Source organism: Shimwellia pseudoproteus, assembly GCF_016415625.1.
In the GTDB taxonomy this organism is placed as follows: Bacteria; Pseudomonadota; Gammaproteobacteria; order Enterobacterales; family Enterobacteriaceae; genus Shimwellia; species Shimwellia pseudoproteus.
The window spans coordinates 31,579-55,116 of sequence record NZ_WBXP01000004.1 but is presented as its reverse complement, the minus strand read 5'-3'; the positions used below and the strand labels follow the sequence as shown (position 1 = coordinate 55,116).

General features: G+C 58.8%; 20 protein-coding genes. 13 read left to right on the top strand and 7 right to left on the bottom strand.

The genetic code is table 11. The features are described from left to right. The first annotated feature begins 158 nt into the window (after nucleotides 1–158). Entirely contained in the window at nucleotides 159–1,892 is a 1,734-nt protein-coding gene (argS, locus tag F9C28_RS03210; protein WP_199013794.1) for an arginine--tRNA ligase, read from the top strand. Nucleotides 1,893–1,988: 96 nt separating this feature from the next. On the opposite strand, the gene bglB is transcribed toward argS, so the two are convergent. Then, the gene (gene bglB, locus F9C28_RS03205; protein ID WP_199013793.1) at nucleotides 1,989–3,128 is read right to left on the bottom strand and encodes a beta-galactosidase BglB; all 1,140 of its coding nucleotides are present in this window, start codon (nucleotides 3,126–3,128) and stop codon (nucleotides 1,989–1,991) included. A 4-nt stretch (nucleotides 3,129–3,132) separates the two neighbouring features. Further along, a complete protein-coding gene (locus F9C28_RS03200) occupies nucleotides 3,133–4,722 on the bottom strand; it encodes an MFS transporter (RefSeq protein ID WP_199013792.1) in 1,590 nt (529 codons plus the stop codon). Between the two features lie 452 nt (nucleotides 4,723–5,174). Between F9C28_RS03200 and F9C28_RS03195 the strand changes: the two genes are divergently transcribed. The 3 genes from F9C28_RS03195 (at nucleotide 5,175) to yddG (ending at nucleotide 8,287) form a co-directional block, all read left to right on the top strand. Continuing rightward, the gene (locus F9C28_RS03195; RefSeq protein ID WP_199013791.1) at nucleotides 5,175–5,627 is read left to right on the top strand and encodes a DUF1198 domain-containing protein; all 453 of its coding nucleotides are present in this window, start codon (nucleotides 5,175–5,177) and stop codon (nucleotides 5,625–5,627) included. 372 nt (nucleotides 5,628–5,999) lie between these two features. Continuing rightward, the gene (locus F9C28_RS03190; RefSeq protein ID WP_199013790.1) at nucleotides 6,000–7,277 is read left to right on the top strand and encodes a dicarboxylate/amino acid:cation symporter; all 1,278 of its coding nucleotides are present in this window, start codon (nucleotides 6,000–6,002) and stop codon (nucleotides 7,275–7,277) included. 101 nt (nucleotides 7,278–7,378) lie between these two features. Then, entirely contained in the window at nucleotides 7,379–8,287 is a 909-nt protein-coding gene (gene yddG, locus F9C28_RS03185; RefSeq protein WP_408641432.1) for an aromatic amino acid DMT transporter YddG, read from the top strand. On the opposite strand, the gene hutH is transcribed toward yddG, so the two are convergent. Continuing rightward, nucleotides 8,284–9,849 (bottom strand): histidine ammonia-lyase, encoded by a 1,566-nt coding sequence (gene hutH, locus F9C28_RS03180; RefSeq protein WP_199013789.1) that lies wholly within the window; start codon nucleotides 9,847–9,849, stop codon nucleotides 8,284–8,286. The two genes, yddG and hutH, sit on opposite strands and share 4 nt — an antisense overlap. Before the next feature lie 326 nt (nucleotides 9,850–10,175). Between hutH and F9C28_RS03175 the strand changes: the two genes are divergently transcribed. Beyond that, nucleotides 10,176–10,964 (top strand): N-formylglutamate amidohydrolase, encoded by a 789-nt coding sequence (locus tag F9C28_RS03175; protein WP_199013788.1) that lies wholly within the window; start codon nucleotides 10,176–10,178, stop codon nucleotides 10,962–10,964. 104 nt (nucleotides 10,965–11,068) lie between these two features. Here the strand turns inward: F9C28_RS03175 and spy are convergent, their stop codons facing one another. Beyond that, nucleotides 11,069–11,560 carry an ATP-independent periplasmic protein-refolding chaperone Spy gene (gene spy, locus F9C28_RS03170; RefSeq protein WP_199013787.1) on the bottom strand — a complete coding sequence of 164 codons (492 nt, stop codon included), beginning with the start codon at nucleotides 11,558–11,560 and terminating at the stop codon, nucleotides 11,069–11,071. Nucleotides 11,561–12,038: 478 nt separating this feature from the next. On the opposite strand from spy, the gene xthA reads away from it, so the two are divergent. From xthA to F9C28_RS03140, 6 genes are all read left to right on the top strand, one after another. Then, the gene (gene xthA / locus F9C28_RS03165; protein ID WP_199013786.1) at nucleotides 12,039–12,845 is read left to right on the top strand and encodes an exodeoxyribonuclease III; all 807 of its coding nucleotides are present in this window, start codon (nucleotides 12,039–12,041) and stop codon (nucleotides 12,843–12,845) included. Between the two features lie 18 nt (nucleotides 12,846–12,863). Continuing rightward, complete coding sequence (locus F9C28_RS03160; RefSeq protein ID WP_199013785.1) at nucleotides 12,864–13,559, top strand: TVP38/TMEM64 family protein; 696 nt, start codon at nucleotides 12,864–12,866, stop codon at nucleotides 13,557–13,559. A 32-nt stretch (nucleotides 13,560–13,591) separates the two neighbouring features. Beyond that, nucleotides 13,592–14,737: an ABC transporter substrate-binding protein gene (locus F9C28_RS03155; protein ID WP_199013873.1), complete on the top strand. Its 1,146-nt coding sequence runs from the start codon at nucleotides 13,592–13,594 to the stop codon at nucleotides 14,735–14,737. Next, a complete protein-coding gene (locus F9C28_RS03150) occupies nucleotides 14,710–16,290 on the top strand; it encodes an ABC transporter permease subunit (RefSeq protein ID WP_199013784.1) in 1,581 nt (526 codons plus the stop codon). The genes F9C28_RS03155 and F9C28_RS03150 overlap by 28 nt, the downstream gene beginning before the upstream one ends. Then, entirely contained in the window at nucleotides 16,290–16,937 is a 648-nt protein-coding gene (locus tag F9C28_RS03145; RefSeq protein ID WP_199013783.1) for an ATP-binding cassette domain-containing protein, read from the top strand. Before F9C28_RS03150 ends, F9C28_RS03145 begins: the two co-directional genes overlap by 1 nt. A 67-nt stretch (nucleotides 16,938–17,004) precedes the next feature. Beyond that, nucleotides 17,005–18,318, top strand: coding sequence for a rhodanese-like domain-containing protein (locus F9C28_RS03140; RefSeq protein WP_199013782.1), 1,314 nt, complete (start codon nucleotides 17,005–17,007; stop codon nucleotides 18,316–18,318). 41 nt (nucleotides 18,319–18,359) lie between these two features. On the opposite strand, the gene F9C28_RS03135 is transcribed toward F9C28_RS03140, so the two are convergent. Further along, the gene (locus tag F9C28_RS03135) at nucleotides 18,360–18,980 is read right to left on the bottom strand and encodes a CDP-alcohol phosphatidyltransferase family protein (RefSeq protein ID WP_199013781.1); all 621 of its coding nucleotides are present in this window, start codon (nucleotides 18,978–18,980) and stop codon (nucleotides 18,360–18,362) included. Then, nucleotides 18,970–19,542, bottom strand: a complete 573-nt coding sequence (locus F9C28_RS03130; protein WP_199013780.1) for a carboxymuconolactone decarboxylase family protein — start codon at nucleotides 19,540–19,542, stop codon at nucleotides 18,970–18,972. The genes F9C28_RS03135 and F9C28_RS03130 overlap by 11 nt, the downstream gene beginning before the upstream one ends. 73 nt (nucleotides 19,543–19,615) lie before the next feature. Here F9C28_RS03130 and F9C28_RS03125 point away from each other — a divergent pair, with 73 nt between their 5' ends. Together F9C28_RS03125 and gdhA are read left to right on the top strand one after the other, a co-directional pair. Beyond that, nucleotides 19,616–20,020, top strand: coding sequence for a pyrimidine (deoxy)nucleoside triphosphate diphosphatase (locus tag F9C28_RS03125; RefSeq protein ID WP_269846405.1), 405 nt, complete (start codon nucleotides 19,616–19,618; stop codon nucleotides 20,018–20,020). Between the two features lie 176 nt (nucleotides 20,021–20,196). Beyond that, nucleotides 20,197–21,540 (top strand): NADP-specific glutamate dehydrogenase, encoded by a 1,344-nt coding sequence (gdhA, locus tag F9C28_RS03120; RefSeq protein WP_199013779.1) that lies wholly within the window; start codon nucleotides 20,197–20,199, stop codon nucleotides 21,538–21,540. Nucleotides 21,541–21,613: 73 nt separating this feature from the next. Here the strand turns inward: gdhA and F9C28_RS03115 are convergent, their stop codons facing one another. Continuing rightward, entirely contained in the window at nucleotides 21,614–23,536 is a 1,923-nt protein-coding gene (locus F9C28_RS03115) for a DNA topoisomerase III (RefSeq protein WP_199013777.1), read from the bottom strand. Between the last annotated feature and the right edge of the window lie 2 nt (nucleotides 23,537–23,538).

The following is a 23,538-nucleotide window of genomic DNA, read 5'->3' as shown; positions in this document are numbered from 1 at the left end:
TCTACCGCAGTTATTTGCCCCTCGCCAGTTCCGGGTATAACCGTGGTGCCTGCCGATGCTGACGCTCCCGGTGAAATACAGTATAATCGCCATAATTTTATCAATAATATGCCTGCCGTTCGGTAGTCTGAGCGGCGTTTATAAAAGTAAGGTAAGCCGTGAATATTCAGGTTCTTCTCTCAGAAAAAGTCAGTCAGGCACTGATTGCCGCAGGTGCGCCTGCGGATTGCGAACCGCAGGTTCGTCAGTCAGCAAAAGTTCAGTTCGGCGATTATCAGGCCAATGGCGTGATGGCTATCGCGAAAAAACTGGGCGTGCCACCGCGACAATTCGCTGAGCAGGTGATAAACCACCTGGATCTGTCTGGGATCGCCAGTAAAACTGAAATTGCCGGGCCTGGATTTATTAATATCTTCCTCGATCCTGCATTCCTGGCAGGTAATATTGATGACGCCGTGAAAGGCGACCGCGCCGGGATAGCTCCTGTTGCTCACCCGCAAACCGTGGTGGTGGACTACTCTGCCCCTAACGTGGCGAAAGAGATGCACGTCGGCCACCTGCGCTCCACCATCATTGGTGATGCCGCCGTCCGTACCCTGGAATTCCTTGGCCACCGCGTTATCCGCGCCAACCATCTCGGCGACTGGGGCACCCAGTTCGGGATGCTGATCGCATTGCTGGAAAAACAGCAGCAGGAAAACTCCGCGGACATGGGGCTGTCTGACCTGGAAGCCTTCTACCGCGAAGCGAAAAAAGCCTACGACGAAGACGAAGAATTCGCCAAACGCGCCCGTGGGTATGTGGTTAAACTGCAGGGTGGTGACGAATACTGCCTGAAAATGTGGCGCATGCTGGTGGACATCACCATGGCCCAGAACCAGGCCACCTATAAACGTCTGAACGTCACCCTGACCGAAGACGACATTATGGGTGAAAGCCTGTACAACCCGATGCTGCCGACGATTGTCGCCGACCTGAAAGCAAAAGGCCTGGCAACGGAAAGTGAAGGCGCCACCGTGGTGTTCCTCGACGAGTTTAAAAACAAAGAAGGCGAACCGATGGGCGTTATCGTCCAGAAGAAAGACGGTGGCTATCTCTACACCACGACGGATATCGCCTGCGCCAAATACCGCTACGAGAAACTGCACGCCGACCGGATGCTGTACTACATTGACTCCCGTCAGCACCAGCACCTGATGATGGCGTGGACCATCGTGCGCAAAGCCGGTTATGTGCCGGATTCGGTACCGATGGAGCACCATATGTTCGGTATGATGCTGGGCAAAGACGGCAAGCCGTTCAAAACCCGTGCCGGTGGGACAGTCAAACTGTCCGACCTGCTCGACGAAGCCCTGGATCGCGCCCAGCGCCTGGTGGCCGGGAAGAACCCGGATATGGACGCAGACGAGCTGAAAAAACTGGCTAACGCTGTCGGGATCGGCTCCGTAAAATATGCCGATCTGTCCAAGAACCGTACCACTGATTACGTGTTCGACTGGGATAATATGCTGGCCTTCGAAGGTAACACCGCGCCGTATATGCAGTATGCCTATACCCGTGTGCTGTCAGTGTTCCGCAAAGCCGGGATCGATGAAAGCGCCCTGAGCGCCCCGGTGGTGCTCAATGACGACCGCGAAGCGTTACTTGCCGCCCGCCTGTTGCAGTTTGAAGAAACCCTCACCGTGGTAGCCCGTGACGGTACCCCGCACGTGATGTGTTCCTACCTGTACGATCTGGCCGGGCTGTTCTCCAGCTTCTATGAACATTGCCCGATCCTCAATGCCGACAGCGACAACGTGCGCCAGAGCCGCCTGAAGCTGGCCCTGCTCACCGCGAAAACGCTGAAACTGGGCCTGGATACCCTGGGTATCGAAACCATCGAACGGATGTAATGTTCGTTAACCCTGTCGGGTTCATCGCCCGCCCTCAGTGCGCTGAGGGCGGGCTTTTTTTGGTCATCGCTCCCGGCTTAGCCGTTCAGTACCCGGTTACAGATAGGTGCGCAGATACTCGGTCAGGCAGAGGATCGCCATCGCCTGGCCGTAAGGCATCGAGGTGAGCGGGATCTGCCGGTAAAATTCCAGATCCTGCCCCATTCCGGTGCCGAATGAGGTTTGCAGCAGCTCCCCCTCCGGGGAGACATTGCGCACAATGCCCTGAATGGCTTTTTCCGCCACCGCCGCATAGTGCTTGCCGATATAACGCATCCGCACCGCCTTGAGGATGCCGTAGGCAAAGCCTGCGGTTGCCGACGCCTCCAGATAGGAGTCAGGATCATCCAGCAGGGTATGCCATAACCCGCTGTCATCCTGACATGTGGCCAGCGCCGCCACCTGGCTCTCCAGCACCTGAATCAGGTAACGGCGTACCGCACTGTGTTCCGGCAGATCAACCAGCTCCAGAAAATCCGGGATAACCATGGTCAGCCAGCTATTTCCCCTGGCCCAGCGGGCTTGGGCAAAATTATGCTGGCCGTCAAAACTCCAGCCGTGGAACCACAGCCCGGTTTTGCGATCCATCAGGTACTGGACATGCATCAGGAACTGGTAGGTGGCCTCTTCCACATAGTCCGGCCGATTGAGCAATTTGCCAATCCGGGTCAGCGGCAGTACGGTCATCATCAGGGTATCATCCCACATTTGCTGGTGGTTCTCTTCCGCCAGAGTAATGTGCTGCATACCGCCGTGGTCAGTGCGCGGCATGTCGTGCATCGCCCACTCCGCCCAGCTCTCCAGCCACGGTAGCCAGGCCGGGTTACCGGTCTCTGCATAGCGGTTGGCAAGGGTCAGAAACGGGGCCATGGTATTAACATTTTTGGTGGTGGCCCCTTCTGCAAACCGGTCCGCAAACCAGTTATCAATAATGGCGCGCATTTTTTCATCGCCGGTCTGGCTCATATACTGCCAGATCCCGTACAGCCCCACCCCGTGGGTCCACTCCCAGCCGGCCCAGCCTTTGGTGTCGATCACCCGGCCATCATCCAGGCGCAGTAAAAATTGGCCGCTATTGTCGTGAATATTAATCAGATTATCGGTTATCTTATGGATCATGGCTTTCAGCTCATCGCGGGCAATAAAACGCGTTGGCTGGCGCAATAACGGGCTGTGTTTAACGGGATAAATAATCATCGAATTAACCTCTGCTCAATGTCGACTTCATGGCTGACGGTGCGGCAAGTTTTGGTGCGGCCGCTTTATTACGGTTGAGATAACCAATATTGTTATTCCCCCACAGATTGTCGTAAGGCATGCCGGCCAGCATCTCAACGGTGGCGCGGGCTTCCGGGGTAATAGATTCAGGGGTGGCGCGCCCGGCAGTGCGCATTTTGGCGGTTTCTTCACGCAGCACGCTGTGGGTTTGCAAATTCAGTTTGAACTTCAGTGAGATAAAGAACCCGACGGCCAGTACCGCAACGGTGCCAACACTCAGGATCATCAGAATGGTATGGGCCACTGCCGGGGGCTGCTCACTCTGGCCGCTGACAAAACCAGAGAGCTGCATCACAATCCCCACCAGCATCACCGCCCCGGCCTGGGAGGCTTTACGCGTCAGCGTCATGATCCCGGCAAAGATCCCTTCCCGGCGCTGGCCGGTTATCACTTCATCGACATCGGCAATATAGGTGTAGGTATTCCACGGCACGTAGTTGATCCCCCCACGGCCCAGCCCTGCCAGAGCAGACACCAGTACCAGCAGCGACATCACATCACTCAGACCCGCATACCAGAGCACGGCGTAAGAGAGTGAGCTCAGGCCAAATAACACCACCACCATACGGTAAGAGGGCGCGGGCCCGAATCGGATACATAGCGGGATCATGGCAATCACCGAGATAAACTGCAGGATTGCCATGGTGCCCAGCAGGCTGGAGGCCACAGTCGCGCTCTGCATCAGCACAAAAACCACGTAGTAGGTAAACACCGCATTAAACACGTCCTGGGCAATATAGCCCCCGAGGTACATCCCCAGATGCTGGCGGAAAATTTTGATCCGCAGGGTGGATGCCAGCTCAACGTTAAGGCGTTTCAGGCTCTGTTTCAGGGTCAGCCCTTTGCGTTCTTCCTCGGCCCGCAGTTGGGCCTCGGTCCACGCTTCCCGGGGGCGTTCCCAGGTGTAAATCCAGACCAGCGACAGCACCAGCGCACACATGGTTGAGAACACCAGGCTGGCGTAGAAAAACGAATCGGGATTGTCTTTGCCGAAATAACTCAGCAAAATCCCCGGCAGGAACGCCGCAAGGATTGCCGAGAGCTGGGCCAGGGCAATACGGGCGCCAGAAAATTTAGTTTTCTCTTTGAAATCATCGGTCATTTCCGGGACCAGGGTTTCATAGGGCACCAGGATCATGGTGTAGACCACATCAAACACCAGATAGGTCAATAAGTAGTACCAGTAGTGCATCTCCCCGACCCACATCAGGCTGTAACTGAAGACACAGGGAATGCCCAGCAGGATAAAGAACTTCCGCCGGCCAAATTTACGCCCCAGCCAGGTCGAGCCAAAATTATCAGTCAGGAACCCCATCAGCGGGCTGACAACCGCATCCAGTACCCTTGCCATGGCAAAAATAAAGGTTGCCTCAATGGGGGTAAGCCCACAGAACGTTGTATAGAAATAGAGTAACCAGGCGGCGGTAAGCGCCGTGGTTCCGGCACCAAGAAAATCCCCTGAGCCATAGGCAAGATAATTAATCAGGCCTGGCTTGCGTGCTGTTGTTGTCATTTGCGTAACCCCGTAGCGTTAGGTGAGCACATCCGCGCTTCCGTTCAGGGAATGCGCCGGGCTTTACGGGTAAAGTAAAATCACCGGCGATGAGAAACCTTTTTCTCTCTGCCAGACTCCCCCCGCTGATGGCAGAAATACAAAGAGACTCTGGACTGATGTCACCGATCTATAAAACGATGGTTTATAATTATCAAAAGCCGCATTCATATTTGCGACAGCCTCGATAAAAATGGCAGCAGATACACGATGTTGCATTACCTGATGTTAACAACTTGATGATAGAGAGTGCCCCGGGGGATGTTGCGCAACGCCCCGGTTGACCACCGCAATGCGACACCCAGCGCCTTCAGTTACGCCATAGCGATAACCGCCTGTCCGGTATGCTTCTGATTGCGATACCGGCGGTTGGTCCCGTATGATGGCGCCCGGGCAATTAAGTGAGAAAACAGATGGTTTGGCTGGCACTGGCCACCCTGGTGGTGGTATTTATCGTTGGTTTCCGCGTGCTGACATCGGGGCCACGGCGGGCGGTACGCCGCATCACTGAGCGGCTGGCGATTCAGCCGGTGGTGGTTGAATCAATGGTCGATCAGATGGGCCACACCGCGGGCGGGGAATTTATGCGCTACCTGGCGCGCCCGAATGAAGTGCATCTGCAAAATGCGGTGCAGGTATTACTGATTTGGCAGGTTGTTATTATCGACAGCAGCGAGCTGACGCTCCAGCACTGGCTGCGGCTGTTGCGCAAAGCCCGGCTGGCCACCCCGCTTACCGACGGGCATATCCGCCTGGCAATGGGCTTTCTGCGCGAGCTGGAGCCGGATATCGGGGAATTGAAACACTTTCAGGCCCGTTATAATGCACAATTCACCCCGGATGCCGGGCTGACCTGGTTACACTGATAACGGCACGCGTCCCTTGTGACCTCTCCTGGCGGCACTGGGGCGCCGCACCATGTCCACACCCTGCCCGCAATTGGACGTTACCGGGCATCTTTTCCCCCTGTGATTATATGGCAGATAATATTCCCCGTTGACCGGGGATTATTATCACGGCCACAAAGTAAATAATTTGTTATTAAAAATCATTATCTCACCACGCCAAATATCAGACGTTTGTTTTCTAAACAAAATAAATAAAATATAAAAAAAGGTTGTATCTGATGGCACTTTAATACAATTTATATAACGAATAAAAATACGCCACATAATAATACATTCACGCTGGCGTCCCGGTATCCATTCCAGTTTCAGGCAAGATAGGCTTTTGGTAACGTGTCAAACTCAAATAAGCTCACTTTATACATCATACTGTTCATGGTCGCGGGGATCGTTACCGGGGCGCTTATCCATCAACTGTCATCCCCGGAGACGATAACCGCGTGGTCAGATAATATCACCCTGCTCACCGATATATTCTTACGGCTAATTAAGATGGTTATCGCCCCGCTGGTCTTTTGTACCCTCACCGTGGGCATTATGCGTCTGGGGGAAACCTCAACCATCGGGCGGATTGGCGGCAAGGCCATGTTGTGGTTTGTCTCCTCCTCGATTATCTCCATTTTGGTGGGATTACTGGTTGTCAGCCTCGAAGGCCCGGGCCGTGGCCTGAACCTGACCGTGCCCGCGGGCGAGGTGCAAACCGGTCTGGCGGTCAGCGGGATGACCCTGAAAGCGTTTATTACCCATACCATTCCTACCAGCATCGTCGGCGCAATGGCCGATAACGAAATCCTGCAAATCGTCGTCTTCGCGATGTTCTTCGGTATTGCCGGGGCGTCACTGGGGCAAAAATTTAACGCGCCGCTGGTGGCCGCTCTGGATGTGGTCTCCCACATTATGCTTAAAGTCACCGGCTATGTGATGTACGTTGCCCCGCTGGCTATTTTTGCGGCGATCTCGTCGGTTATTGCTACCCAGGGGCTGGGGATCCTCGCCAATTACGCTTCATTTATTGGCGGCTATTATGTTGCTATCCTGCTGAGCTGCATCGTGATGCTGGCGGCGGGCTATGTGGTGCTCAAAAAAGACGTTTACCGCCTGCTGATAATGTTAAAAGATCCGGTGATCGTCGCCTTTACCACCAGCAGTTCGGAAGCGGCCTACCCGAAAACCCTCGACCAGCTGGAGCGCTTCGGCTGCTCGCGAAATATCGCGGCGTTTGTCCTGCCCATCGGTTACTCCTTTAACCTGGTCGGCTCGATGGTCTATTGCTCTTTCGCCTCGATGTTTATTGCCCAGGCCTACAATATCCACCTCAGCGGCAGCGAAATCGCGGTACTGATGATAACCCTGATGCTGGCATCGAAAGGGATTGCCGGGGTGCCGCGCTCGGCGCTGGTTGTGCTGGCAGCCACCATTCCGGGCTTCCACATTCCGGTGGCCGGTATTTTACTGCTGATGGGGATTGACCACTTCCTCGATATGGGCCGCTCGGGCATTAATGTGCTCGGTAACGGTATCGCCACCGCCATGTTGTCGAAAAACGAAGGCGAGCTGGAAGCCAGCGCGCAAACCGACGAGCAGGGCGTTGCGGAACATATCGGCGCCTGATAGCCTGCTTGCTATACCGTGTCACCACCGGGCTGAGTATTCTCAGCCCGGTTTCATTTTGGCCCCGCCGCTGCCGGGGGTTATCCCGTGAGAGTAAAACGATGACCGAACATCAGGAGATCCTGCCCGCCACGACGTCACGCGCCACGCTGGCGGGCCTGCTGGCCGTCCTCTTGTGGAGCACGTCCGTTGGGCTGCTGCGCAGCATCAGCGAGGCCTTTGGCCCCACCGGCGGTGCCGCACTGGTGTACAGCGTGAGCGCCGTGCTGTTATGCCTCAGCCGCGGTATTCCCCGGCCGGGCCGCCTGCCGCGCCGCTACCTGATCGTGGGCGGGATATTGTTTGTCGGTTATGAGATAAGCCTCGCGCTGGCGATTGGCCTCGCCCATAGCCGCAGCCAGTCCCTGGAGCTGGGTATGATCAACTACCTGTGGCCGGGGCTCACTATCCTGCTGGCCCTGGTGATTAACCAGCAGCGCAGCAGCCTCTGGCTATGGCCGGGGCTGGCGCTTTCTGTCCTCGGGGTGTTCCAGGTGATGCGCGGGGGCAGCCCGTGGTCATTCAGCGCGCTGTGGCACAACATGCAGGACAACCCACTCGCTTACGGTCTGGCGTTCAGTGCCGCGCTGGTCTGGGCACTCTACTGCAATCTGACCCACCGCTGGAGCAACGGCGAGAACGGGGTCAGTCTGTTTTTTTGCGCAACGGCGCTGGTGCTGTGGGGGAAATACCTGTTCACCGCACAACCGCCGCTGCATTTTAGCCCGGGGCCAACCCTGGAGCTGGCCTTTATGGGGGCCTCCACGGCGCTGGCCTATTCCGCCTGGAACCACGGGATCCAGCACGGCAATATGGCGGTACTGGCGGCAGCGTCCTATTTTACCCCGGTACTATCCGCCCTGCTGGCCAGCCTGTGGCTGGGGCTCTCGCCCGGCTGGCCTTTCTGGCAGGGAGTGGCAATGGTGGTGGGTGGATCGCTGTTATGCAGCTACGCCACCCGGGGGCGTTAATCTCCACGCTGGCGGCTGTGGCCGTCACCAGACGGCAAAATACGCATGATCGGCTGCGGCCACTGCCCACCGGTCGCCCATAGCCGCATGGCCTCAATGTCCGGGGCCATATATCTGTCTTTATCCAGCCACGGGACCCGCTGGCGAATGGCGGCCAGCACATTTTCCAGCAGTGGCGTACTGCGCAGCGGGCGATGAAAATGGATCCCCTGGGCGGCCGCCATCGCCTCAATACCAACAATAGTGGCGCTGTTAAAACACATCGCCCCTAACCGCCGGGCGGCCCCTGCGGCCATAGAGACATGATCTTCCTGGTTGGCAGAGGTCGGCAGGCTGTCCACACTCCCCGGGTGCGCCAGGGACTTATTCTCCGACGCCAGCGCCGCCGCCGTGACCTGAGCAATCATAAAGCCGGAGTTCAGCCCCCCTTCATTAATCAGAAACGGCGGTAAACCGGAGAGCTGCGCATCCAGCAGTAAGGCGATGCGCCGTTCAGAAATCGCGCCAATCTCCGCCACGGCCAGGGCGATAATATCCGCGGCAAACGCCACGGGCTCCGCGTGGAAATTCCCCCCGGAGAGCACAATCCCGTCCTCACTGAACACCAGCGGATTATCCGACGCGGCGTTAGCTTCAATGGCCAGCACCCGGGCGGCATAGCATAAATTATCCAGACAGGCCCCCATCACCTGGGGAACACAGCGAATTGAATAGGGATCCTGCACCCGGGAGCATGCCTGGTGGGAGGCAACAATCGGGCTGCCGTTCAGCAGGCCACGCAGCGCCCCGGCAACGGCAATTTGCCCCACCTGGCCCCGGGCCTCATGAATACGGCGATCCAGCGGTTTTACCGAGCCTTTAATCGCCTCACTGGAGAGTGCGCCGGCCACCAGCCCGGCGGCGAAGATATTTTCTGCCTCAAACAATCCGCGCAGCGCCAGCGCCGTAGAGACCTGGGTGCCGTTAAGCAATGCCAGCCCCTCTTTAGGGCCGAGGGTCAGGGGCGCAATCCCGGCCCGCTCCAGCCCCTCACTGGCGGGGTAGTGTTCCCCCTGCATAATGACGCTACCTTCACCAATCAGCACCAGCGCCATATGCGCCAGCGGCGCCAGGTCCCCGGAAGCCCCGACTGAGCCTTTCTCCGGGATAAGCGGCAGCACACCGGCATTAAATAACGCCAGTAAATGTTCGATAACCACCGGGCGCACCCCGGAACACCCCCGGCCGAGGCTGATAATTTTTATCGCCAGCACCAGCCTGACCACCGCATCGGGCAGGGGTTCTCCCACCCCACAGCTGTGCGATAAAATTAAGTTACGTTGTAACGCCTCAAGTTGATGATGCGGGATAGCGGTTTGGGCCAGGCGGCCAAAGCCGGTATTAATGCCGTAGACGGTTTCCCCGCTATCGACGATATTGACCACGGTGGCGCACGCGTCCATGGCCTGTTCCCAGGCATCATCCGACAACGAGAGCCGTACCCCACCCTGATAAATAGTCCGCAGGGTTGCAAGGTCCACCTGGCCGGGGGCCAGTTCACATAACGGGGCTGACTGGGGCATAAAGACATCCTGTTGTTAATCAATTATTGGTATAGACTTGTCTATACAAATTAATCTATCAGTGCCATTTTGCCACCTACCCGGCTATTTTTCCGCGCCGGATCTCATTTTCCCGGGGCGGCGATGCCCCCGGAATCGCCATTATTAACCACCATCTGGCTCACAGTTCCCTGGCCTGGGCCGCCGCAGATTCATAATTCATGCTAATCTTAGCCATAGGCTTGTTAATAACATTATTGCAACCAGATACCAACCAAATATCAACCAGGCTTTGGATCAAGCCTGCCACTGTTACAGTGAGTGTGACTTTTCAGGGAGTGATACAGATGCGCGCATTTGAGTTTTCCCAGGGGAGCCTTCCCCTGCTGATCATCGTTCCACATATCGGCACCCAGCTAACCCCCGATGTTTCCGCCGCGCTGATCCCACAGGCGCGGGCCTTACCGGATACCGACTGGCATCAGGATAAACTGTGGCAATTTGCCCGGGCCGCCGGGGCCAGTATTCTGATGGCCAATTATTCGCGTATGGTTATCGATGTGGACTGCCCGCCGCCGGGTAACCACCAGAACAGCGATCTCTGGCCGCAAACCTTGCAGGACGGCACACCGAGTTTTACCCCGGGCAAGGCCCCGACCATTAAAGATCGCGAGCAAGTCTTCGAGCAAATCTGGAAACCCTGGCATCAGCAGGTCAACAGTGAATTACAGCGGCTCAAACGCCAGTACGGCTATGCCCAGTTGCTGGATATCCAGGCGCTGTCGTCACGGCTGGTGACCAATAACGCCGACATCAACATACTGACCGGCAACGCAGAGCGCTGCCCGGCCGCCGTTCTGGAAGCGATCACCCGCGGGCTGGATAAGTACAAACAGCTGCGTTATGCGGTGGATGGCCCGTTCCGTGAGGGGTATGCGCTGCGGGCGGTGGCCCGGCCAGAGGAGGGTATCTGCGCCCTGCAAGTGATCATCGCCCAAAACTTGTATATGGATGAACATCCGCCTTACCGCTGGCTACCGGCCAAAGCACAACAGTTGCAGCCGGTACTAACCCAGTTGATTACCGGTTACCTGAACGGTGTCAGAGAGTGGGCGGCCTCACCCATTTCGCGCTGATAGCGAACCGGGCGCAGATCAAACAAAACCGCCGGTTCTGCCCATCATCTGCTGATGACGGGCAAGACCGGCGGTCTTATAGAAGCAAATTCCGTTAGCTAGTGTTATTCAGCGTCTGCTGCCGGCGCAGCATGGCCGCGTGCCGGGCGTTCGGTCAGGCGTTTTTCAAAATTAGCGTTAAACTGTTTTTTCTGTTCCGGTGTCAGGATGTTGTAAATTTTGTTCTGGGTTTCCATATGTGCCAGCATACGGGCTTTACCCTGCTCTGCCATTTTGTCTGCTGCAGCCTGCGCTTTAGCGCTGTCGAAACTGTCGCTGGCAATGATGTCATGCATCGCGCGGCGTTCATCTACTGACGGGCGCTGCATTTTGCCGTGCTCAGCTTTCATGATGTCGCGGATCTGGGTTTTCTGCGCGTCGGTCAGGTTCAGGTCTTTAAACATCATGTCGTGCATGCCGCCACGATGAGGGCCTTTCATATGGTGCCCGGCAGCGGTGTTAGCTGCTGGTGCAGCAGTGGTATCCGCAGCATGAGCCAGGTTTGCTGCGCCCAGAGCCAGAGTAGATGCTACAAAAATTGCAGTTAACTTACGCATTATCAGTATCCTTATATTTGGTTATTCAGCAGCACGTTCAGTATTATTTGGGGGACCGTGCCGTGTTGACGAAATTAATATTACGACTAATTAAGTCAATTAATCAATGCATCCGTAAAACAGTGAAAGGATAAAAAACATTTTCTAACCAATTATGGAGGAATAAAGAATAAATAGTGAATTTTTATTTTAAGATTATTACACTGCATTGATTACTAAGAGATTATGAAGAAGTATACTCCCCGGATATCATTTTCGATAGTCGTATCCAGGAATATTCTGTTTATTTATTAAATTTGCCGCTTAATTAACAGAAATGCGCCCTCAGAGGAATAATAACCATCGCGAAGCATCATTATTGACACTCTCCCCTGTCCACTGTGCTTATTATAGCGAACCGCAATGCAGAGTAAGCGGGCAGTGGCGCGCGTTTTCTGCTAACATCCAGCCACCTTCATCTGCAAAATTGGCGGCGAATATGAAATTTGTCTCTTTTAATATCAACGGACTGCGCGCACGTCCCCACCAGTTAGCTGCCATTGTCGAGCAGCACCAGCCGGACGTTATCGGCCTCCAGGAAACCAAAGTGCATGACGATATGTTTCCGCTGGAGGAGGTGGCAAAACTCGGCTACAACGTGTTCTACCACGGGCAAAAAGGCCACTACGGTGTCGCCTTACTTACCAAGGCGACACCGGTGTCGGTGCGCCGGGGCTTCCCGGACGATGGTGAAGATGCCCAGCGCCGCCTGATCATGGCGGAGATCCCTTCGGCGCTGGGGAATATTACGGTGATTAATGGTTACTTCCCCCAGGGGGAAAGCCGCGACCACCCGACCAAGTTCCCGGCCAAACAGGCGTTTTACCAGAGCCTGCAAGATTATCTGACCACCGCACTCACCCGGGAATCACCGGTACTGATTATGGGGGATATGAACATCAGCCCCAGCGATCTGGACATCGGCATCGGCGAAGAAAACCGCAAACGCTGGCTGCGCACCGGGAAGTGTTCCTTTTTACCGGAAGAGCGTGAGTGGATGGATCGCCTGCTTAACTGGGGCCTGGTGGACACCTACCGCCACGCTAACCCGCAAACTGCTGATCACTTCTCGTGGTTTGACTACCGCTCGAAAGGGTTCGACGATAACCGCGGGCTGCGAATAGATCTGCTGTTAGCCAGCCAGCCGCTGGCCAGCCGTTGTGTTGAAACCGGTATCGACTATCAGATCCGCGGAATGGAAAAACCCTCAGACCATGCTCCGGCCTGGGTGGTATTTGATCTCTGATTGTCGGGTACGCTGTTGATGAAAGGCCCACGCCGCTTTTTACTGTTTATGGTACTGGCCCTGGTGCTCTGTGGGTGGTGGCTACTGCCCCCCGGAGCACTTAGCCTCACATCCGTGCTGGCTTACCAGCAACACTTTACCCTGCTGGCGCAGCACGCCCCCTGGCAAACCGCGGGGGTATTTTTCGCGGTGTATATCCTGGCCACGGCGCTGTCATTTCCCGGGGCTACGGTACTCACCCTGCTTGCCGGGGCGCAATTTGGCCTGCTGTGGGGCACCCTGCTGATTTCATTTGCCTCCACCGCCGGGGCCACCCTGGCGATGTTAACCAGCCGCTATCTGCTGCGCGACCTGGTACAGCGCCGATTCAGTACCCGGCTGGCCCGCGTCAATCGGGGCATCGCCCGGGACGGCAGCTATTACCTGTTCGCCCTGCGCCTGATGCCGCTGTTCCCGTTCTTCCTGGTTAACCTGCTGATGGGCCTCACCCCCCTCTCACTCTGGCGTTACTGGTGGGTTAGCCAACTGGGGATGTTACCGGCCACGGTTATCTACCTGAATGCCGGGCATCAGCTCAGCCAGATACATCGCCTGCAGGATATTGTTTCGCCGGGCATGCTCCTGGCGCTGATACTTATCGGCCTGTTACCGCTGGCGGTGCGCGTTATTCGCCCGGCGCTGGCGAAAAGGTTTACGCACAGGAGCCCCCGTTGAAACGCCTCCCCCTGCCGTTCGCGTTATCGCTGATGGTCGCGCTGTTATTTTCCCTGACCGGCGCCGCACACCCGGCAGACTGGCAAACCACCCGCCAGCAGGCCAGCGGCCAGACCGTCTGGTTTAATGCCTGGGGCGGTGATAGCGCGGTGAATCGTTATCTCGACCAGGTGAGCGCCGAGATGAAGCGCCACTACAATATCACCCTTAATATTGTGCACATTGCCGATGCGGCAGACAGCGTAAAACGCATCGCCACTGAGACCGCCAGCGGCCGCCGCACAGATGGCGGCTCCGTCGACTTGCTGTGGGTTAACGGGGAGAATTTTTACACCCTCAAGCGCCAGGGGTTGCTGCTGGAGGGCTGGGCGCAACAGCTCCCCAACTGGCGCTATGTCAACACCGCGCTCCCGGTTCAGGAAGATTTTACCCACCCCACCGACGGGTCAGAGTCCCCCTGGGGCAGTGCCCAGTTGCTGTTTATTACTCGCCAGTCGTCCCCCCACCCCGGGGATAGCCAGGCGCTGCTGGATGCCGCCCGGGCTAACCCCGGGAAATTCAGCTACCCGCGGCCGCCGGATTTCACCGGCACGGCATTTCTTGAGCAACTGCTCAGCATGCTGACCCCGGATCCCCGGGCCCTGCGCCAGCCGCCGGACCCCGCCACCGTCGGCCAGGTCACCGCGCCGCTCTGGGCCTATCTGGATAAGCTCCACCCGCTGTTATGGCGCCAGGGGAAAGACTTCCCCGCCAACCCGGGCCAACTGGATCGCCTGTTCGCCCAGGGGGCGCTGATGATGTCGATGACCTTTAACCCGGCCCACGCCCGCCATCTGGTTCTGAGCAAACAGCTGCCCGCGGACAGCCAGACATTTGGCTTTCGGGGCGGGATGATAGGCAACGTGCATTTTGTCGCCATCCCGGCCAATGCCCGCGCTAAGGCCGCCGCCCAGGTGGTGGCTAACTATCTGCTATCCCCACCGGCCCAGGCCGCCAAAACCGACCCTGCGGTCTGGGGCGATCCCAGCGTGCTCGATGCGCAGAAGGTGCCCGCCCCCTGGGGTGAACGGCTCGCCCGTCATCAGCCAGAGGAACCAGTAGCCGTGCTCGGCGAACCGAATGCCGCCTGGGTACCACTGCTGGAGCAGGCATGGCTGCACCGCTACGGCACCCGCTAACCACCGGATTAAGCCTGCTGGCGGCCGGGATCATTGGCTTCCCGATACTGCCGGGGCTGTATAACTGCGTCCAGGCACTGGCCAGCCCCCCGGGCTGGGGGCTGCTGCTGGGCGAAGCGCAACTCCCCCGGGCTCTGGCCGCCACACTGATCTCCACCCTGGTGGCACTGGGCGGCGCGCTGTTACTGGTGTTGGTTATCGTGTCGGCCAGTTGGCCCGGCCCGCGCTGGCAGCGCCAGCTCCGGCAGTTACCCTGGCTGCTGGCGGTGCCGCACCTCGCCGTTGCCAGCGCCCTGTTGTTGCTGTTCAGCGACGGCGGCTGGCTAAGCCGGATCTGGCCGGCTTATCACAGCATCGCCGATCCCTGGGGGCTGGGGATGGGGCTGGTGCTGGCCCTGAAAGAGGGGGGATTTCTGCTCTGGGTCACGGCGGGCCTGATTGGCCGCGAAGAAGTCGCCCCCCGGATGATGGCCGCCCGGACCCTGGGTTACCGCCCCTGGCAGGCGGTGATACTGGCGGTGGTGCCGGGGTTACTGCCTGCCCTGGTGCCAACGCTGCTGGCCTCTGCGGCCTGGAGCCTCTCGGTGGTGGATGTCGCCCTTGTTATTGGCCCCGGCAACCCGCCGACCCTCGCCGTGCTTAGCTGGCAGTGGCTGAATGATGCTGACCCCGCGCGCCAGCAGGCCGGGTTACTGGTGGCGCTGCTGCTGGTATTGTTGCTGGCCGGGCTCAGCCTGCTGGGGTGGCTGCTGTGGCGGTTATTCTGCCGGTGCAGCACCCATCCTGGCGGTAAACGACGCCGCGATATCATCCCGGTTATCGGCCCACTGGGGGGCGGAATTATTACTAGCGTCACCTGGCTGGCGCTGGCCATTCTGGCGGTAACATCGCTGGTGGTGCCGTTTAGCGCCTCCCTGGCGGTGTCATTGACTGCCTGGCAGTGGCTGGACCTGCGCCCACTGTATAACACCCTGATCATCGGCCTGCTAAGTAGCGCTATCGGGGGGGTAGTCAGCCTGTTATGGCTGTACAGCGGGCTCAGCCGCGTTAGCCGCCTGCTGTGGCTGCCCCTGGTGCTGCCCGCCCTGCCGCTTATCAGCGGGCAATACCACACCCTGCTGGCTATCGGGCTGGATGGTCAACTGGCCGGGGTTATCTGGAGCCATCTGTTATGGGTGCTGCCCTGGATGCTGATGGTGCTGCAACCCGCCTGGCGCGCCATTGACCCCAGACTGGCGCTGACCGCCCGGACCCTGGGATGGGGTAGCGCCCGCCGTTTCTGGCGCCTGACGTTACCGCTGATGCTGCGCCCCCTGCTGACGGCCTTTGCTATCGGGTTCTCGGTCAGCGTCGCCCAATACCTCAGCACGCTGTATAACGGGGGCGGCCGGATCCCGACCCTGACCACCGAGGCGGTCGCCCTCAGCAGCGGTGGCGATGTCCAGCGCCAGTCCGGCCAGGCGCTTTTGCTGGCGCTGCTGCCGCTGGCACTATTTTTGTTATCCGCCGCCCTGCGCCGCTGGCAGGCCCGGCGCCGGCAAGGAGTTCTCTGATGTTGCAGGTTGCCCATCTGGCGCTCAACAACCACCGCCAGCCGCTGTTACAGGCGGTGAATTTCACTGTCGCCCCGGGGGAAGTATTAACCCTGATGGGGCCATCTGGCTGCGGAAAGTCCAGCCTGCTGCACTGGATGATCGGTGCGCTCCCACCGGGCATGACCGCACAAGGAGAGCTGTGGCTGGCGGGGGCCAGAATTGACCACCTGCCAACCACACAGCGCCGTTGCGGGATCCTGTTTCAGGCGCCGCTGTTATTCCCCCACCTCAGTGTTGGCGACAATTTACTGGTGGCCCTTCCGGCAGGGAGTGGTAACCCGCGCCAGCGTATCGCCCGGGCAGAAACCGCCCTGGCGCACGCCGGGCTGGGGGGATTTTTTCACCGCGATCCGGCCACCCTTTCCGGGGGACAATCCAGCCGGGTGAGCCTGTTACGCGCCCTGCTGGCAGAGCCCCGGGCACTGCTGCTGGATGAGCCGTTCTCACGGCTGGACAGCACCCTGCGCGCTGATTTTCGCCAGTGGGTCTTTTCCCGGGTGGCCGAACGCGCCATCCCGGTTATCCAGGTGACCCACGATGCCCAGGATATCCCCCCCGGCGGGCGGGCGCTCCAGATGGCCCAATGGGCCCCGGCTATGCGTTAGCGCAAAGTAACCCCGGGGAATTACCGGCACAATAGCGCCTCTTTTTTACTTACCTCCGGGTTACTCGATGAAACGTGTTTCTCAACTAACCACGCTGGCCCTCTCCCTGCTGCTGGGAAGTGGACTGGTCAGCCACGCCTGCGCGGCGGCCCCAGACCAGGCCACTCTGGCGCAAATCCAGCAGCAACGCGGGGCAATTATTGACACCCGCCCCAGCGCGTTTTTCAATGGCTGGCCCGCCCCCCAGGGGGCGACATCTGGCCATGAGCCCCAGGCCCTTAACTTGTCCGCCACCTGGCTGGACGCCATGAGCGACGATCAACTGGCGGCCTGGGCCCGGCAGCACCAGTTGATGCCGGACACCCCGATTGCCCTGTATGGTGACAGCGAGCAGGTAGCCGCGGTCCGCAAGCGGCTGCGCGGGATAAAGTTCACCCATCTGGTCCTATTGCAAGATGCGCTGCGTGACAATGCCCGTCTGCAGCGCTTAGCGCATTTTGAACAACTGGTTTACCCCCAGTGGCTGTTCGATCTGCAACACCACAAGCCGGTCATCGCCAAACCTCAGGGCGACTGGAAAGTGTTTGAGGCGGGCTGGGGAGCCCCGAAACGCTACTTGCTGAGCCATATCCCCGGGGCCGGTTATATTGACACCAACGAGGTAGAAAGCGAGCCGCTGTGGAATACCGTCTCCGCGCCGGCACTCAAGGCGATGCTGGCCAAACACGGTGTGCGCCATGACACCACGGTGATTTTGTATAGCCGCGATGTCTATGCCGCCGCCCGGGTTGCCCAGATAATGCTCTATGCCGGGGTGAGCGACGTGCGCTTGCTGGACGGCGGATGGCAAACCTGGTCTGCGGCGGATTTACCCGTCGAACGCGGCCTGCCGTCGCCCCAGCCACCCGCGGCGGACTTCGGGGTGACCATTCCGGCCCAGCCCCAGTTAATGCTCAATACTGAACAGGCCCGGGCGCTGCTGCACCGTAATGACGCCTCCCTGGTCAGCATCCGCTCCTGGCCGGAGTTTATCGGCACCACCAGCGGCTACAGCTATATCAAACCGAAAGGCGATATTGCCGGCGCGCGCTGGGGCCATGCGGGCAGTGATTCAACCCATATGGAAGATTTCCATAACCCGGATGGCACCATGCGCAGTGCCGGTGATATTGAAAGCATGTGGGCGGGCTGGCATATCCGGCCCGATCAGCAAGTGGCGTTTTATTGCGGCACCGGCTGGCGGGCGGCAGAAACCTTTATGTATGCCCGGGCCATGGGCTGGAAAAATATCGCCCTCTATGACGGCGGCTGGTATGAGTGGAGCAGTGATCCGCACAACCCGGTAGCCACCGGCCCGCGCACCCCGGACAGCACCCGCTAACCGCGCAGGGTCAACCATCACGGGGGCCAGCCCCCGTGATGTTAGCGCCGCGCCGCCTGTTTCAGGGCCTGGTAGCCCCCGGCGATGCGGGTCAGGGTGGTGAACCAGCACAGAGCCCCAAAAATCCACGCCAGCCAGGGAAAGAACGGCGGAAACAGCGCGCTGAGGATAAACACCAGGATTGTTTCGCTCCCCTCGGTCAGCCCCCCGAGGTAAAACAACGATTTATGGGGATAATCCGGGCAGGTTATCTGGTGTTTCGCCGCCAGGGCGGCAAACGCCAGAAAACTGCTGCCGGTACCGATAAAAGCAAACAGCAGCCAGGCGCCGGGTAACCCGTGGTGCAGCGGATCGGCGAGGATAAAGCCAAACGGCACCAGGGCGTAAAACAGAAAATCCAGTGTAATATCTAAAAACCCCCCGGCATCGGTTAAGCCACGCCGCCGGGCCAGCGCCCCGTCCAGGCCATCAAACAGCCGGTTGAGCACAATGGTCAGCACCGCCGCCGGATACCAGTGCAGCGCCAGAAACGGCAGGGTCAATACCCCAATAGCAAAACCAATCAGCGTTAGCCCATCGGGGCTGACCCCGGGCCGGTCAATGCGCGCCACCATCCCGTTAAGGAGCGGTTTCACCAGCGGATGCAGGCGACTATCTAACATCAGTATCCACCCCTTTTGCCGCACAAAGCCCCTGGGACGGGATCGCCAGCGCGCTGTTAAAGCGCGCCGACAGGTTCTGGAATGCGATAATCGCCGTGAGTTCGGTGATCGCCTGATCATTATAGTGCGCCTGCAAACGGGCCTTGAGCGCCGCGTCAATCTGTGGCGGGGTGGCGGTCATCGCCTCTGCATAGGCCAGCGCGGCTTGCTCGGCATCACTGAAGCCCCCGGCAGTCTGCCACTGGGCCACCTTCAGCAGTTTATCCTGCCCGCCCTGATGCCCGGCCAGCTTCAGGCTATTGGCATCAATGCAAAACGCACAGTGGCAGCGCTGGGAGACCCGGGTCATCACCAGCGCCCGGGTCAGCGGGGCGACCGGCGAGGCCCGGCGCTCAAGGTGGCCGACAAAGAGCCCCACCAGCCAGAACAGAAACGGGCTGCGCCCCCACCAGCGGGTGGGATTGAGCAACTGGCCATAATGTTTTTTCTGTAACGCCACCAGCGGGCGCAATGACGCGGGCAACGCCGTTAATGGCTTAACCCAGGGGGATTGTTGGCTCACCGAAGACTCCTGACTTTCGGTTATCGGAAGGCGGGGATAATATGTCATTTTTGGCTACTGAATATTGACAACCATGCTGAAAACGATTGATGTTGTCGCCGCGATTATAGTGATGGACGGCAAAATATTACTCGCCCGCCGCTCTGCCAGCAGCGATCAACCGGGGCTGTGGGAGTTTCCCGGCGGCAAAGTGGAACCCGGTGAAACCCAGCCCCAGGCCCTGCGCCGGGAGCTGGCCGAAGAGCTGGGGATCAGCGCATCCCCCAGTGAGTGGATTGCCAGCCACCGGCAGGCCGTCTCGGGGCGGATAATCCACCTGCACGCCTGGTGTGTGCCGCAGTTTAGCGGCAGCCTGCAACAGACCGCCAGCCACAGTGCCCTGGTGTGGTGCACCCCCGGGCAGGCCCGGGACTACCCCCTCGCCCCGGCGGATATTCCGCTGCTGGAGGCGTTTATCCGGCGCGATATCACCGGGTAAAACCCCCGGATTATCATCATTTTTTATGATGATCCCCCGCAGATAATTATTTTAGCGCAGCGCCATATTTCCCCTTGATGTACTTAGGGTTACGGGTGGTATAGTGCGGTGGCAAGCCAAAATTTAACACAACCATCATAATTACAACCGCATTACCATAAGAGGTTCTTATCGCTATGGATCAGTCTGTTTCGCTCTCTGCTTTTCTTGATAGGGTTCACGCCAGGGACCCGCACCAGCCGGAATTTGCTCAGGCCGTCCGGGAAGTGATGTCCACCCTGTGGCCCTTCCTCGAACAACACCCCCGTTACCGCCAGCTCTCACTGCTGGAGCGCCTGGTAGAGCCGGAGCGCGCCATTCAGTTTCGCGTGGTCTGGGTCGATGACCATAACCAGGTGCAGGTAAACCGCGCCTGGCGGGTGCAGTTCAACTCCGCCATTGGCCCTTATAAAGGCGGGATGCGCTTCCATCCGTCCGTTAACTTGTCTATCCTGAAATTCCTCGGGTTCGAACAAACCTTTAAAAATGCCCTGACCACTCTGCCAATGGGCGGCGGTAAAGGCGGCAGTGATTTTGATCCCAAAGGCAAAAGCGACGGTGAGGTAATGCGGTTTTGCCAGGCCCTGATGACCGAACTGTATCGCCACCTCGGCCCGGATACTGACGTCCCCGCCGGGGATATCGGGGTCGGCGGGCGCGAAGTGGGCTTTATGGCCGGGATGATGCGTAAGCTGTCTAACAACAGCGCCTGTGTCTTTACCGGGAAAGGGCTCTCCTTCGGCGGCAGTCTGATCCGCCCGGAAGCCACCGGCTACGGACTGGTGTACTTCACCCAGGCGATGCTGAAACGCCACGGGCTGGATTTTGAAGGGATGCGGGTGGCCGTGTCCGGCTCCGGCAATGTGGCCCAGTATGCCATTGAGAAAGCCATGGCCCTCGGCGCCCGGGTGGTGACCGCGTCTGACTCCAGCGGCACCGTGGTGGATGAAGCCGGTTTCACCACGGAAAAACTGGCCCGACTGTGCGAAATCAAAGCCAGCCGCGATGGCCGGGTCGCAGATTATGCCCGGGAGTTCGGCTTAGCCTATCTGGAAGGCCAGCAGCCCTGGGCGGTTCCGGTCGATATCGCCCTGCCCTGTGCCACCCAGAACGAACTGGATACCGACGCCGCCCGGGTGTTGATTGCCAACGGGGTGAAAGCGGTCGCGGAGGGGGCAAATATGCCGACCACCATTGACGCCACCACGCTGTTCCTCGATGCCGGGGTGCTGTTTGCGCCGGGTAAAGCGGCGAATGCCGGTGGGGTAGCCACGTCGGGGCTGGAAATGGCCCAGAACGCGGCGCGCCTGAGCTGGAAAGCGGAAAAAGTCGACGCCCGCCTGCACCATATTATGCTGGATATTCACCAGCACTGCGTCGAATACGGCGGCGAGCAGCAACAAACCAACTATGTTCAGGGGGCGAACATCGCCGGTTTTGTTAAGGTGGCGGATGCCATGATAGCCCAGGGGGTTATTTAAGCCCTCTGTCGCGTTAATCCCGGGGGTCTGACCCGCATAATTGCCCGGCCTGTGCCGGGCAATCACCGGCCCGCTAATCAGTTGCGGCGGGCTTTTTCCTCGTCTTTCGCCGCGGTGCCTTCTGCTCACTGCCCGCAGACACTACCACCTGGCGGAACTGCCGCACCGAGGTATTACGCGCCTGGCCAATCAGATCATGCAGCGTTGATTCCAGCGGCTGCATAAAATCCTGATAGCGGCACTGCTTTTCACTGATTTGGGTTAATACCGACTCCCAGTGGGCGGTCATATCCGGGCGGGTGGCCATCTCCGGCAAGGCGTGGATCAGGGCGCGCCCCGCCTCGGTGGCGTGGATATAGCGGCCTTTTTTCACCAGAAAGCTGCGCTTGAACAACAGCTCAATGATCCCGGCCCGGGTGGCCTCAGTGCCCAGCCCGTCAGTGGCGCGCAGGATCTTTTTCAGATCTTTATCCTGCACAAAGCGGGCAATCCCGGTCATGGCGGACAGCAGTGTCGCGTCGGTAAAGTGCCGGGGCGGCTGGGTCTGGCGTTCAACAACCTCGCCCTTCTCACACAATAAACTGTCCCCTTTGGCCACCACCGGCAGCGGGGTGCCGTCGTTCTCTTCATCGCGCTCTTTATTGCCCAGTAAGGTGCGCCATCCGGCCTCGGCCAGGAAACGCGCCTTGGCAATAAATTTGCCACCGGCAATGTCCAGATCGATAACGCATTTACGGAACACCGCATCCGGGCAGAACTGCATCAGATACTGGCGGGCCACCAGCTGGTAAATCTGGGACTCATGCTCCGTTAAGCGCACCTGGCCGGTGCGCGCGGTGGGAATGATGGCGTGGTGGGCATCCACTTTTTTATCGTCCCAGCAGCGGTTACGGCGATCGGCATCCACCACCGGCTGGGGCAGTAAATCCGCCGCATGTACCCCAATGGCGTTGAGTACCGCATGGCGCCCGGCGAAATGCTCTTCCGGCAGATAGCGGCTGTCGGAGCGCGGATAAGTGATAAGCTTATGGGTTTCGTAGAGCTTCTGGCAGATGTCCAGCACGTTCTGCGCACTCAGGCCGAACTTGCGCGCCGCTTCAATTTGCAGCGCGGAGAGCGAAAACGGCAGCGGCGCCGGTTCTGACTCGCGCTTATCGTTATAGGCGGTCACCGCGGCGGGCTGGCCGGCAATGCGCCTGACCACATGTTCCGCCAGGGCCCGGTTTAGCAGGCGCCCTTCTTCATCCTGATAAGGCTCACAGGACTCACTGGGCTGCCATACCGCCACGAAACGCTCGTCTGCGGGGGTGACAATATGGGCTTTGACCTCAAAAAAATCCCGGGGGACAAAGTTTTCAATCTCTTCATCCCGCCGCGCCACCAGCCCCAGTACCGGTGTTTGTACCCGGCCCACGGACAATACCCCCTGATAACCGGCATTCCGGCCAAGGATAGTCCAGGCCCGGGTCATATTGATCCCGTACAGCCAGTCCGCCCGGGCCCGGGCCAGGGCGGAAACACACAGCGGAATAAACTCGCTGTTGGCCCGCAGCCGGTCAATGGCCCGTTCCACGGCCTGGGGGTTGAGATCGTTTATCAGGCAGCGCTGGACCTGCTGGCGCTTCTCCGCCGGCAGGTGTAAATAGTCCAGCACCTCATCCACCAGCAGTTGCCCTTCGCGATCCGGGTCACCGGCGTGGATCACTTCACTGGCCTCATGGAGATAGCGCTTAATGACATTAAGCTGTTTGGTTACTGAAGCCCGGGGCTGAAGTTGCCATTTCTCGGGAATAATCGGTAAGTCCGCGAGGTTCCAGCGGGCAAAACGGCTATCGTAAGCATCCGGCTGGGCCTGCTCCAGCAGGTGACCGATGCACCAGGTCACCACCTGGCCGTTACCACATTCGATAAACCCATCCCCTTTGCGGTGGGGCTTAGGCAACACGTCGGCAATGGCCCTGGCCAGGCTCGGTTTTTCTGCAATAAACAACCGCATCA